This window comes from Pseudomonas sp. PB103 (assembly GCF_009764635.1).
Lineage (GTDB): Bacteria > Pseudomonadota > Gammaproteobacteria > Pseudomonadales > Pseudomonadaceae > Aquipseudomonas.
The window spans coordinates 81,874-95,751 of the sequence record NZ_RWIL01000068.1 but is presented as its reverse complement, the minus strand read 5'-3'; the positions used below and the strand labels follow the sequence as shown (position 1 = coordinate 95,751).

9 protein-coding genes and 1 pseudogene are annotated in these 13,878 nt (G+C 59.8%); 8 read left to right on the top strand and 2 right to left on the bottom strand.

Features of this window, described 5'->3' with window-relative positions; all coding sequences use genetic code 11:
- Positions 1-160: 160 nt before the first annotated feature.
- Positions 161-1,009: pseudogene (locus EJA70_RS13145) on the bottom strand (DNA-3-methyladenine glycosylase); the annotation flags it as partial.
- Entirely contained in the window at positions 1,006-2,433 is a 1,428-nt protein-coding gene (gene arcD, locus EJA70_RS13140) for an arginine-ornithine antiporter (RefSeq protein WP_158831193.1), read from the bottom strand. The pseudogene EJA70_RS13145 and the gene arcD (EJA70_RS13140), both read right to left, overlap by 4 nt.
- 584 nt (positions 2,434-3,017) lie before the next feature.
- Here arcD (EJA70_RS13140) and arcD (EJA70_RS13135) point away from each other — a divergent pair.
- The 8 genes from arcD (EJA70_RS13135) (at position 3,018) to gcvP (ending at position 13,721) form a co-directional block, all read left to right on the top strand.
- Positions 3,018-4,445: an arginine-ornithine antiporter gene (gene arcD, locus EJA70_RS13135; protein ID WP_007908042.1), complete on the top strand. Its 1,428-nt coding sequence runs from the start codon at positions 3,018-3,020 to the stop codon at positions 4,443-4,445.
- Between the two features lie 33 nt (positions 4,446-4,478).
- The gene (gene arcA / locus EJA70_RS13130; RefSeq protein ID WP_008086806.1) at positions 4,479-5,735 is read left to right on the top strand and encodes an arginine deiminase; all 1,257 of its coding nucleotides are present in this window, start codon (positions 4,479-4,481) and stop codon (positions 5,733-5,735) included.
- 69 nt (positions 5,736-5,804) lie between these two features.
- Positions 5,805-6,815 carry an ornithine carbamoyltransferase gene (locus EJA70_RS13125; RefSeq protein ID WP_008086805.1) on the top strand — a complete coding sequence of 337 codons (1,011 nt, stop codon included), beginning with the start codon at positions 5,805-5,807 and terminating at the stop codon, positions 6,813-6,815.
- 159 nt (positions 6,816-6,974) lie between these two features.
- Entirely contained in the window at positions 6,975-7,904 is a 930-nt protein-coding gene (gene arcC, locus EJA70_RS13120; protein WP_158831191.1) for a carbamate kinase, read from the top strand.
- A 62-nt stretch (positions 7,905-7,966) separates the two neighbouring features.
- Positions 7,967-8,329: a DUF5064 family protein gene (locus EJA70_RS13115; protein WP_158831189.1), complete on the top strand. Its 363-nt coding sequence runs from the start codon at positions 7,967-7,969 to the stop codon at positions 8,327-8,329.
- Between the two features lie 202 nt (positions 8,330-8,531).
- Positions 8,532-10,040: a sigma-54-dependent transcriptional regulator gene (locus EJA70_RS13110; protein WP_158831187.1), complete on the top strand. Its 1,509-nt coding sequence runs from the start codon at positions 8,532-8,534 to the stop codon at positions 10,038-10,040.
- 433 nt (positions 10,041-10,473) lie between these two features.
- Positions 10,474-10,857, top strand: coding sequence for a glycine cleavage system protein GcvH (gene gcvH / locus EJA70_RS13105; protein WP_158831185.1), 384 nt, complete (start codon positions 10,474-10,476; stop codon positions 10,855-10,857).
- A gap of 11 nt (positions 10,858-10,868) precedes the next feature.
- Complete coding sequence (gcvP, locus tag EJA70_RS13100; protein WP_158831183.1) at positions 10,869-13,721, top strand: aminomethyl-transferring glycine dehydrogenase; 2,853 nt, start codon at positions 10,869-10,871, stop codon at positions 13,719-13,721.
- The last annotated feature ends 157 nt before the right edge of the window (positions 13,722-13,878 follow it).

Below are 13,878 nucleotides of genomic sequence, written 5' to 3'. Positions count from 1 at the left end.
GCGAGATTCACCGACTTGAAAGATTGGTGTTGAATCCAACATCAGCATGGAAAATTGGCCTTGAATCCATAATCGCCTCGGTTACTCAGGTCGATGTATAGCGCCAGACACCTCGGTCGGCCCCCTCTCCCTCCGGGAGAGGGCTGGGGTGAGGGTGAATCAAAGACGCCCACAACACCTGCGCCGCATACCCGCGATAAGGCCGCCAACCCTCCGCCCGCACAGCCAATTCCCGCGCCGTCGGCCGCTGTCCCTCCAACACTTCCAGCGCCCGCAACAACCCGACATCGCCATGGGGAAACCCATCCAGATCGCGCAACTGCCGTAGCGCAATGTACTGCGCCGTCCACTCGCCAATCCCGTGCAACGCCAGCAACCGCGCCACACCATCGTCGCGATCCGGCTCAAATAATGAAGGATCATCGAGCCACGCTTGAGCCACCCCCGACAGTGTCCGTCCTCGACTCTTGGGCATCCCTAAGGCCGCCAAATCGGCCTCAGCCAACACACATGCCTCAGGAAACACATAACTCAAACCCGGCACCGTCGATTGCAGAGGCGCGCCATACTGAGCCACCAATTTCCCCGCCAAACGAATCGCCGCCACCACGGTAATCTGCTGCCCGAGCACTGCGCGAAATGCCAGTTCCAAACCATCCCACGCCCCAGGAATGCGCAACCCGGGAAGCTCGGCCATCAACCGAGCCAGCAGCGGATCCTGCGCAAGATGCCCTTGCATCACCGCCAAATCCGCATCCAGATCGAACATCCGCCGCAACCGACGAACAATTTCCGGCAGCGCCTGAGAATCAGGAAAATCCACCTCAACCGCAAGGGAATCACCGGCACCGGGCCACACCGATACCGTGCCATGCACGCCGTTCAACCCGATGCTGCGCGAATACACGCCATCGACCATGGTCTCCATCCCGACCACCGCCCGCGCGGCGAGAAATCCCAGCATCGCGTCCCAGTCATAGGGTGGCTGATAAGCCAGTGCCAACCTCACAACGACAGCAATCCGCTGTACAGACCGTAAGCCGCCAGCCCCGCGCCGATGACCACGCAGGTGAAAATGCCTTTCTCGACATGAGTGAACAACGGCTCGCCCGCCTCATGTTTGGCCTTGGCAAACAGGATCACCCCCGGCGCATAGAGCAACGCCGACAGCAGCAAATACTTCACCCCACCGGCATACAACAACCACACCGCATAACCCAGTGCGATGCCGCCAATCAGCAAATCCTTGGTGCGTTCAGCCGAGGCGTGTTCGTAGGTTTCGCCACGCCCGCTCAGCAGCACCGCATACGCCGCCGACCACAGGTACGGCACCAGAATCATCGACGACGCCAGGTAAATCAGGCTGGTGTAAGTGCCCGCCGAAAACAGCGTGATCAGCAGGAAAATCTGGATCATCGCATTGGTCAGCCACAACGCATTGACCGGCACGTGGTTCTTGTTTTCCTTTTTCAGGAACGCCGGCATGGTTTTGTCCTTGGCCGTGGCGAATAGAATTTCCGCACACAGCAGCGCCCACGACAGCAAGGCACCGAGCAGGGAAATGGCCAGACCAATGCTGATCAACAGCGCGCCCCACGGCCCGACGATGTGCTCAAGCACTGCCGCCAGTGACGGGTTCTGCAAATTCGCCAGTTCCGGCTGGCTCATGATTCCCAGCGACAACACATTGACCAGCACCAGCAGCGCCAGCACGCCGACAAAACCAATCACCGTGGCGCGGCCGACGTCACTGCGTTTCTCCGCCCGCGCCGAGTACACGCTGGCGCCTTCGATACCGATGAAGACGAACACGGTGACCAGCATCATGTTGCGCACCTGGTCCATCACCCCGCCGAAATTCGGGTTGCTGGTGCCCCAGATGTCGCGGGTAAAAATGTCCGCTTTGAACGCCACCGCCGCGATGACGATGAACATGATCAGCGGCACGACTTTGGCCACCGTGGTCAGTTGATTGATCAGCGCCGCCTCCTTGATCCCGCGCATCACCAGAAAATGCACAGCCCACAGCAGCACCGACGCACAGGCAATGGCGATCGGCGTGTTGCCCTGGCCGAACACCGGAAAAAAGTAGCCAAGGGTGCTGAATAAAAGAACGAAATAACCAACGTTGCCCAGCCACGCGCTGATCCAGTAACCCCACGCCGACGAGAACCCCATGTAGTCGCCAAACCCGGCCTTGGCGTAGGCGTAGACCCCAGAGTCCAGCTCCGGCTTGCGGTTGGCCAGGGTCTGAAAGACGAACGCCAGCGTCAACATGCCGATCGCGGTGATGCCCCAACCGATCAGGATCGCCCCGGCGTCGGCGCGTGCAGCCATGTTCTGCGGCAACGAGAAAATCCCCCCGCCAATCATCGACCCCACCACCAGGGCGATCAACGCGCCTAATCGCAGCTTTTGCGTCGGTTGCGACATGCAAATCTCCCTTTCCTGACAACGGTTCTCGAAACCTGTTTATACCTGTGGCGAGGGGATTTATCCCCGTTGGGTGGCGAAGCCGCCCCAGACCCAGTCAGCGCGGTGTATCAGACAGAACGAGTTCTGAGGTTTTGGGGCGGCTTCGCCACCCATCGGGGATAAATCCCCTCACCACAGGTTTATGTCTTAACTAACTAAATGGGTAAAGAGTAAGTACGTTTATTAGATAACGCCAACAAACGCCCATTTATATATAGCCGATGACGCTAACGCCTAGCACGCTAAGACAATTTTGTGCGCTGATCCTAATAAATCAATTCTGTACTGAAAACAGAGGCTGAAAATTTGCCAAAACCTGAAAAAGAACTAGCGTGATAATTCGAAAGTAATAATAGCCATTCCCAAGAACATCACCAGAAAGCCTCTAGAACGGGCATTTCAGAAGACAGCTTTATGCCTGTAGTGGTTTCCTAAGTCATTCATTAACAATGGAATGTGACCATGCACTGATCTAAGTCAGCTGTTTGAACAGACAACAGAACTACGCTGTGATCTCTTCTCTCCTGCAATGGAGTCATGCAATGTCTGAAGCTCCCGGAAAACTACGACTAGGTGCACTGGTTGCGTTGGTAGTCGGCTCGATGATCGGTGGCGGGATATTCTCTTTGCCACAAAACATGGCCGCCAGCGCCGACGTCGGCGCGGTACTGATCGGTTGGGCCATCACCGCTGTCGGCATGCTCACCCTCGCTTTTGTCTTCCAAACCCTCGCCAATCGCAAGCCTGACCTGGACGGCGGTGTCTACGCCTACGCCAAGGCCGGTTTCGGCGACTACATGGGTTTCTCATCCGCCTGGGGTTACTGGATCAGTGCCTGGCTGGGCAACGTCGGTTACTTCGTTCTGCTGTTCAGCACCCTCGGCTACTTCTTTCCGATTTTCGGTGAGGGCAACACCGTTGCGGCGGTGATCGGTGCCTCGGTGCTGCTGTGGGCCGTGCATTTTCTGGTGTTGCGCGGGATCAAGGAAGCGGCGTTCATCAACCTCGTGACCACGGTCGCCAAGGTCGTGCCGCTGCTGCTGTTCGTGTTGATCGCGGTGTTCGCCTTCAAACTGGACATCTTCACCGCCGACATCTGGGGCATCAAAAACCCGGACCTGGGCAGCGTGATGAACCAGGTGCGCAACATGATGCTGGTTACCGTGTGGGTGTTCATCGGCATCGAGGGCGCGAGCATCTTTTCCGCCCGCGCCGAAAAACGCTCGGACGTCGGTAAGGCCACCGTGATCGGCTTCATCACCGTGCTGCTGTTTCTGGTGCTGGTGAACGTGCTGTCGCTGGGCATCATGACTCAGCCGGAACTGGCAAAACTGCAGAACCCGTCGATGGCCGCCGTGCTTGAGCACGTGGTCGGTCACTGGGGCGCGGTACTGATCAGTGTTGGTCTGATTATTTCGCTGCTGGGCGCGCTGCTGTCGTGGGTGCTGCTGTGTGCGGAGATCATGTTCGCCGCTGCCAAAGACCACACCATGCCGGAGTTCCTGCGTAAGGAAAACGCCAACCACGTACCGGTCAACGCCCTGTGGCTGACCAACGCGATGGTGCAGATTTTCCTGATCATCACCCTGTTTTCGGCCAGTACTTACCTGTCGCTGATCTACCTCGCCACTTCGATGATTCTGGTGCCGTACCTGTGGTCGGCGGCCTATGCCCTGCTGCTGGCGGTGCGCGGCGAAAGCTACGAGGGCTTCGCGGCCGAACGGCGCAAGGATCTGATAATCGGCGGCATCGCGTTGATCTACGCGGTGTGGCTGCTGTATGCCGGCGGGGTCAAGTATCTGCTGCTCTCGGCCCTGCTCTACGCACCTGGCGCGATCCTGTTCGCCAAAGCCAAGCTGGAACTCAAACAACCGATTTTCACTAACGTCGAGAAGCTGATTTTCGCCGCAGTGGTCGTGGGTGCCCTGGTGGCTGCCTACGGTCTCTACGACGGCTTCCTGACTCTGTAACCCCTGATTGTTTTGTTATCTGGAGGATCTGAAATGACCACGGAAAAAGTTAAGTACGGCGTACATTCCGAAGCCGGCAAACTGCGCAAAGTCATGGTGTGCTCCCCAGGTCTGGCCCATCAGCGGCTGACCCCGAACAACTGCGACGAGCTGTTGTTCGATGACGTGCTCTGGGTGGCCCAGGCCAAGCGCGACCACTTCGACTTCGTCACCAAAATGCGCGAGCGCGGCATCGATGTGCTGGAAATGCACAACCTGCTGACCGACATCGTCGCCATCCCGGAAGCGCTGGACTGGATTCTCGAGCGCAAGGTCACCGCCGACTCGGTGGGCCTGGGCTTGATCAACGAAGTCAAATCCTGGCTGAAGAGCCTGGAGCCACGGCACATCGCCGAATTCCTGATTGGCGGCGTCTCCGCTGATGATCTGCCGGACAGCTTCGGTGGCAAGACCATCCAGATGTTCCGCGACTTCCTCGGCCACTCCAGCTTCATTCTGCCGCCGCTGCCGAACACCCAGTTCACCCGCGACACCACCTGCTGGATCTACGGTGGCGTGACGTTGAACCCGATGTACTGGCCAGCGCGCCGTCAGGAAACCCTGCTGGCGACCGCCATCTATAAATTCCATCCACAGTTCACCAACGCCGAATTCGAAATCTGGTACGGCGACCCGGACAAGGAACACGGCAGTTCCACTCTTGAAGGCGGCGACGTCATGCCGATCGGCAACGGCGTGGTGTTGATCGGTATGGGCGAACGCTCGTCTCGTCAGGCCATCGGCCAACTGGCGCTGAACCTGTTCAAGAACAAAGCCGTGGAAAAAGTCATCGTTGCCGGCCTGCCGAAATCCCGTGCGGCGATGCACCTCGACACCGTGTTCAGCTTCTGCGACCGCGACCTGGTGACGATTTTCCCTGAGGTGGTTAATCAGATCGTCGCGTTCACCCTGCGACCAGACGAAAGCAAACAGGGCGGCATCGACATCCGCCGCGAAGAAGGCACCTTCCTCGACACCGTGGCCAAAGCCCTCAACCTGCCTAAGTTGCGCGTGGTGGAAACCGGCGGCAACAGCTTCGCCGCTGAACGCGAGCAATGGGACGACGGCAACAACGTGGTAGCCGTGGAGCCGGGCGTGGTTATCGGCTACGACCGCAACACCTACACCAACACCCTGCTGCGCAAGGCCGGCGTGGAAGTCATCACCATCAGCGCCGGTGAATTGGGCCGTGGCCGTGGCGGCGGCCACTGCATGACCTGCCCGATCATCCGCGACCCGATCGATTACTAAACCTCTGAGCCCTGGCCGACACTTACAACGTGCGGCCAGGGGGATAACCGACACCGAAGGAGATCCATCATGGCTTTTAACATTCACAACCGTAACCTGCTCAGCCTGGAACACCACACCCCACGTGAGCTGCGTTACCTGCTCGACCTGTCCCGCGACCTCAAACGCGCCAAATACACCGGCACCGAGCAACAGCACCTGAAGGGCAACAACATCGCCCTGATCTTTGAAAAAACTTCGACCCGTACCCGTTGCGCGTTCGAAGTGGCGGCGTATGACCAAGGCGCCAACGTCACCTACATCGACCCGAACTCTTCGCAGATCGGTCACAAGGAAAGCATGAAAGACACCGCCCGCGTGCTGGGGCGCATGTACGACGCCATCGAGTACCGTGGCTTCAAACAGGAAATCGTCGAAGAGCTGGCCAAGTTCGCTGGCGTACCGGTGTTCAACGGCCTGACCGATGAATATCACCCGACGCAAATGATCGCCGACGTGCTGACCATGCGTGAACACGCCGACAAGCCGATCCATGAAATCAGCTACGCCTACCTCGGCGACGCGCGCAACAACATGGGCAACTCGCTTCTGCTGGTCGGCGCCAAGCTCGGCATGGACGTGCGCATCTGCGCGCCGAAAGCCCTGTGGCCACTGGATGATCTGGTTGAGCGCTGCCATAAATATGCCGAAGAAAGTGGCGCACGCATCACCCTGACTGAAGACCCGAAAGCCGCCGTCAAAGGCGTCGACTTCATCCACACCGACGTCTGGGTGTCGATGGGCGAGCCGGTGGAAGCCTGGGCCGAGCGTATCCAGCAACTGCTGCCGTACCAGGTCAACGCCGAGCTGATGAAAGCCTCCGGCAACCCGCGCACCAAGTTCATGCACTGCCTGCCGGCGTTCCACAACAGCGATACCAAGGTCGGCAAACAGATTGCCGAACAGTATCCGCACCTGAAAAACGGCATCGAAGTGACCGACGACGTGTTCGAGTCCCCAGCCTGCATCGCCTTCGAGCAAGCGGAAAACCGCATGCACACGATCAAGGCGATTCTGGTCTCGACCCTCGCTGATCTGTAACTGGATGATCAGGTTCTCCTGATCCATGATCGTTCCCACGCTCCCGCGTGGGAATGCATCCCGTGACGCTCTGCGTCACAGCGGACGCGGAGCGTCCGTGGCGGCATTACCACGCAGAGCGTGGGAACGATCAACATCGAATTCTGAAAGGATTGCATTATGCGTATCGTCGTAGCGCTGGGCGGTAACGCCCTGCTCCGCCGTGGTGAGCCGATGACCGCTGACAATCAGCGCGCCAACATCCGCATCGCCACCGAGCAAATCGCCAAGATCCATGCCGGCAACCAACTGGTCATCGCCCACGGCAACGGCCCGCAAGTCGGCCTGCTGTCGCTGCAAGCGGCGGCCTACACCTCCGTCACCCCTTACCCGCTGGACGTGCTCGGCGCCGAAACCGAAGGCATGATCGGCTACATCATCGAACAGGAACTGGGCAACCTGCTCGACTTCGAAGTGCCGTTCGCGACCCTGCTGACCCAGGTTGAAGTCGACGCCAACGACCCCGCGTTCAAGAACCCGACCAAGCCGATCGGCCCGGTCTATGACAAGGCCGAAGCGGAAAAACTCGCCGCCGAAAAAGGCTGGGCGATTGCCCCGGATGGCGATAAGTACCGTCGTGTCGTCGCCAGTCCACGGCCAATACGCATCTTCGAAATCCGCCCGATCAAGTGGCTGCTGGACAAGGGCAGCATTGTTATTTGCGCCGGGGGCGGCGGCATCCCGACCATGTACGACGAGAACCGCAACCTCAAAGGCATCGAGGCAGTAATCGACAAGGATCTGTGCTCGTCACTGCTCGCCGAGCAACTGGAAGCCGACCTGCTGGTGATCGCCACGGACGTCAACGCGGCGTTCATCGATTACGGCAAACCGACGCAGAAAGCCATTGCCGAAGCGCACCCGGATGAACTCGAACGCCTCGGTTTCGCCGCCGGTTCCATGGGGCCGAAGGTGCAGGCAGCCTGCGAATTCGCGCGCCAGACTGGCAAGGTCGCGGTGATCGGTTCGCTGGCGGACATCGAAGCCATCGTCCAGGGCACGGCCGGTACGCGTGTGACCACCGCGAAGCCGGGCATCACTTACCGATAATTAGAAACTCCGGGGGCAGACCGAGGGTCTGCCCTTCTCCCATGCCTTGAAAGGAGAAAACCATGGCCCAATTCGAACCTGGTCACTTGCACATCGAGCGGCACGCGTTGACCGACGATGACGTCAATTACAACGTACACCTCGACTATGAAGTGTTTACCGATCCTTCGAAAGGCAAAGGAATACAGTTCACCCTGCATGGCAGCATGCAGGGCAAGGACATGAAGGAAACGTTTTTCCTGCCCAAGGAAGAGGCTTACAACTTCGCCCGTGACGTGACCCGCATCGCCGAGAAATACGGGATTCCCAAGGCTCACAGCCAGATTGGCTCGGTGCACAAGCATTACGACTTGATGTTTGAAGACATTCGGCAGAAGTTGAATATGCAATCCGGGGATCCGGTCAATCCCGAGCATTTTGAGTAACCTGGATTTTTCACATCGATCGTTCCCACGCTCTGCGTGGGAATGCCGCCACGGACGCTCCGCGTCCGCTGTGACGCAGAGCGTCACGGGATGCATTCCCACGCGGAGCATGGGAACGATCAGCGCAGGACACAGGTTTCACCATTAGCCCGCCCCAAGGCATACTTGCCACCCTCCGCTCTGCAGATCACTGAACCGCCCCATGCGTATCCACGTCAGTTTCATCGACCGCGTCGGCATCACCCAGGAAGTCCTGGCTATCCTCGGTGGGCGCAATCTCAATCTGGATGCGGTGGAGATGATCCCGCCGAACGTCTACATCGATGCGCCGACCTTAAGTCCGCAAGTGCTCGAAGAACTGAAAGATGCGTTGTTCCGCGTACTCGGCGTGGAAGCGGTGACCGTGGTCGACATCCTCCCCGGCCAGCGTCGGCACTTGCAACTCGATGCCTTGCTGGCGGCGATGACCGACCCGGTACTCGCGCTCGACAGCGCCGGCAAGGTGCTGCTGGCCAACCCGGCGTTGATCGCGTTGTACGGTCGTGAGCCGGCGGGTGAAAGCGCCTCTGAACTGTTCAACGATCCGGCCCTGCTCGACACCTTGCTCGAACACGGCTTCCGCCTGCCGCTGCGCGAAATCACCGTCAACGGCCAGACCCTGTTGCTCGACGCCACGCCGATCACCGACGCTGGCGCCCTGCTCACTTTGTATCAACCGAACCGTATCGGTGAACAACTCTCGGCACTGCACCACGACCACGCCGAAGGTTTCGATGCACTGCTTGGCGAATCCCCGGCGATCCGCACCCTCAAGGCCCGCGCGCAGCGTGTAGCAGCCCTCGATGCACCGCTGCTGATTCAAGGCGAAACCGGCACCGGCAAAGAACTGGTCGCCCGAGCCTGCCACGCGATCAGTGCGCGGCACAGCGCGCCGTTTCTGGCGTTGAACTGCGCAGCGCTGCCGGAGAACCTCGCTGAAAGCGAACTGTTCGGCTACGCCCCCGGCGCCTTCACCGGCGCGGCGCGTGGCGGCAAACCGGGGCTGATGGAACTGGCCAACCAAGGCACGGTGTTTCTCGATGAAATTGGCGAAATGTCGCCGTACTTGCAGGCCAAGCTGCTGCGCTTCTTGAACGATGGCAGCTTCCGCCGCGTCGGCGGTGATCGCGAGGTGAAGGTCAACGTGCGCATCCTTAGCGCCACTCACCGTGATCTGGAGAAAATGGTCAGCGAGGGGCTGTTCCGCGAAGACCTGTTCTACCGCCTCAACGTACTCAACGTTGAAGTGCCGCCGCTGCGTGAGCGCGGCCAGGACATTCTGCTGTTGGCGCGCTATTTCATGCAGCAGGCCTGCGCGCAGATTCAGCGCCCGGTCTGCCGCCTCGCACCAGGGACTTACCCGGCGCTGCTCGGCAATCGCTGGCCGGGCAACGTGCGGCAATTGCAGAACGTGATCTTCCGCGCGGCGGCGATTTGCGAGAGCAGCCTGGTGGATATTGGCGACCTCGACATCGCTGGCACTTCCGTCGCACGTCAGACCGACAGCGACGTCGACAGCCTCGAACAAGCGGTCGAATCCTTCGAGAAAGCGCTGCTGGAAAAACTCTACGTCAGCTACCCCTCGACCCGCCAACTGGCCAGCCGCCTGCAAACCTCGCACACCGCGATTGCCCATCGTCTACGCAAATACGGCATCCCCAACAAACCCTGAGATCACCTCATACCCTGTGGGAGCTGGCTTGCCAGCGATGACGGCAGCACATTCAACATCAATGTTGGCTGACCCACCGCTATCGCTGGCAAGCCAGCTCCCACAGGTTTTGCAGCAGTCCTTCGATCTGCGTTAAAAACGACCTCCACCTGTACTGAAAGCGCTACAGCGGAATGATATCGTTACACCCTCCCCTGAACACCGCTGTGCAAGGCTTTGATCCCGTTCAGCTTTTCTCCCCGCTCCATGCCGTAGCGATTTCGCTACACACACCACTGAATCCCATTCTAAAAAATCAATCAAACCATTGATTTATAAGCATAAATAAACCTTGGCCGCATTCTTGCTATTCATCCCCTCATAAATAAGGGCGCTCCCCGCCCAAGCTTTCCACCGCGTCCACCAGACGAGTCTGGCCCCCTGAGGAGTTTCCATGAGCGAGTTGCGTTTTACTGAAGATCACGAATGGCTGCGCACCGAAGCTGACGGCAGCGTTACTGTCGGCATCACCGCTTTCGCGCAGAACGCCTTGGGCGACGTGGTGTTCGTGCAACTGCCTGAGCTGCAGGCCTACGAAAAAGGCGCCGAAGCCGCCACCGTGGAATCGGTGAAAGCCGCCAGCGGCGTGTACATGCCTCTCGACGGCGAAGTGCTGGCAACCAACCCGGCACTGGAAGACAGCCCGGAACTGGTCAACGAAGATCCGCTGGGCGAAGGCTGGTTCTTCCGCTTTCAGCCAAGCGACGCTTCGGCCGTGGCCAAACTGCTCGATCAAGACGCGTACGACCGTCTGATCAAAGCCCAAGCCGAAGCCTGAGGAACACCGACATGACTCAAGTAAACCTTGGCACCGCCAACGAGTTCATCGCCCGTCACATCGGCCCGCGCGCCGGTGACGAGCAAGCCATGCTCAACAGCCTCGGCTTCGATTCCCTCGAAGCCCTGAGCGCCAGCGTCATCCCGGAAAGCATCAAGGGCACCAGTGTGCTCGGCATGGACGACGGCCTCAGCGAAGCCGATGCCCTGGCGATGATCAAATCCATCGCTGGCAAAAACCAACTGTTCAAGACCTACATCGGCCAGGGCTACTACAACTGCCACACGCCGTCGCCGATCCTGCGTAACCTCCTGGAAAATCCGGCCTGGTACACCGCTTACACGCCGTACCAGCCAGAAATTTCCCAGGGCCGTCTCGAAGCGCTGCTGAACTTCCAGACGATGATCAGCGACCTCACCGGCCTGCCGATCGCCAACGCATCCTTGCTCGACGAAGCCACCGCTGCTGCCGAAGCCATGACCTTCTGCAAACGCCTGAGCAAGAACAAGGGCAGCCACCAATTCTTCGCCTCGATCCACAGCCACCCGCAAACCCTCGACGTGCTGCGCACCCGTGCCGAGCCGCTGGGCATCGACGTGGTTGTTGGCGATGAGCGTGAACTGACTGACGTCACCCCGTTCTTCGGCGCGCTGCTGCAATACCCGGCGAGCAACGGTGATGTGTTCGACTACCGCGAACTGACCGAACGCTTCCACACCGCCAACGCGTTAGTGGCCGTGGCCGCTGACCTGCTGGCTCTGACTCTGCTGACCGCCCCGGGCGAGTTCGGCGCGGACGTCGCCATCGGTTCGGCACAACGCTTCGGCGTGCCGCTGGGCTTCGGTGGCCCGCACGCGGCTTACTTCTCTACCAAAGATGCGTTCAAGCGCGATATGCCGGGCCGTCTGGTCGGTGTCTCGGTCGACCGTTTCGGCAAGCCGGCCCTGCGTCTGGCGATGCAAACCCGCGAGCAACACATCCGCCGCGAGAAGGCCACGTCGAATATCTGCACCGCACAGGTGCTGCTGGCCAACATCGCCAGCATGTACGCCGTCTACCACGGCCCGAAAGGCCTGACGCAGATCGCCAACCGCATCCATCACCTGACCGCTATTCTGGCCAAGGGCCTGACCGCGCTGGGCGCGAACGTCGAACAAGCCAGCTTCTTCGACACCCTGACCGTGGCCACCGGCGCACACACCGCCGCGCTGCACGACAAGGCGCACGCGGCACAGATCAACCTGCGCGTGATCGACGCTCAGCGTCTGGGCCTGTCGGTCGATGAAACCACCACGCAGGGTGATATCGAAACCCTGTGGGGCCTGTTCGCCGACGGCAAAACCCTGCCGGACTTCGCTGCTCTCGCCGCCTCGGTGCAAAGCACCATCCCAGCATCGCTGGTACGTCAGTCGCCAATCCTCAGCCACCCGGTGTTCAACCGTTATCACTCGGAAACCGAGTTGATGCGCTACCTGCGCAAACTGGCAGACAAGGACCTGGCGCTGGATCGCACCATGATCCCGCTGGGCTCGTGCACCATGAAACTCAACGCCGCCAGCGAAATGATCCCGGTGACCTGGGCTGAATTCGGTGCCCTGCACCCGTTCGCCCCGGCCGCACAAAGTGCCGGTTACCAGCAACTGACCGATGAACTGGAAGCGATGCTCTGCGCCGCCACCGGTTACGACGCGATCTCGCTGCAACCGAACGCTGGTTCGCAAGGTGAATACGCTGGCCTGTTGGCGATCCGCGCTTATCACCAGAGCCGTGGCGATGAGCGTCGCGACATCTGCCTGATCCCATCGTCCGCCCACGGCACCAACCCGGCCACCGCCAACATGGCTGGCATGCGCGTGGTCGTGACCGCGTGCGATGCGCGCGGCAACGTCGACATCGAAGACCTGCGCGCCAAAGCCATCGAGCACCGCGAACACCTCGCCGCGCTGATGATCACCTACCCGTCGACCCACGGCGTGTTCGAAGAAGGTATCCGCGAAATCTGCGGGATCATTCATGACAACGGCGGCCAGGTGTACATCGACGGCGCGAACATGAACGCAATGGTCGGCCTCTGCGCACCGGGCAAGTTCGGCGGCGACGTCTCGCACCTGAACCTGCACAAAACCTTCTGCATCCCCCACGGCGGTGGCGGCCCGGGCGTTGGCCCGATTGGCGTCAAATCGCACCTGACGCCGTTCCTGCCCGGCCACGGCCAGATGGAACGCAAGGAAGGCGCGGTCTGCGCGGCACCGTTCGGCAGCGCAAGTATTTTGCCGATCACCTGGATGTACATTCGCATGATGGGCGGCGCAGGCCTGAAACGCGCTTCGCAACTGGCGATCCTCAACGCCAACTACATTTCCCGTCGTCTGGAAGAGCACTACCCAGTGCTGTACACCGGCAGCAATGGCTTGGTGGCGCACGAATGCATTCTGGATCTGCGTCCGTTGAAAGACAGCAGCGGCATCAGCGTTGATGACGTCGCCAAGCGCCTGATCGACTTCGGCTTCCACGCGCCGACCATGTCGTTCCCGGTCGCGGGCACGCTGATGATCGAACCGACCGAAAGTGAATCCAAAGAAGAACTGGACCGCTTCTGCGACGCCATGATCCGCATCCGCGAAGAAATCCGCGCGGTGGAAAACGGCACGCTGGACAAGGACGACAACCCATTGAAAAACGCTCCGCACACCGCAGCGGAACTGGTTGGCGAGTGGACGCACCCGTACAGCCGCGAGCAAGCGGTTTACCCGGTTGCTTCGTTGATCGAAGGCAAATACTGGCCGCCGGTCGGTCGTGTCGACAACGTCTTCGGCGATCGCAACCTGGTCTGCGCCTGCCCGTCGATCGAAAGCTACGCTTAAAAGTGTAAGGGGCGAGCCACTCGCCCCCACCGTTTCACCTGTAGGAGCTGCCGAAGGCTGCGATCTTTTGATCTTGCTGTTGAAAGATCAGGATCAAAAGATCGCAGCCTTCGGCAGCTCCTACAGGGGATGTAACCAGCCTGATGTTTCGCCAATT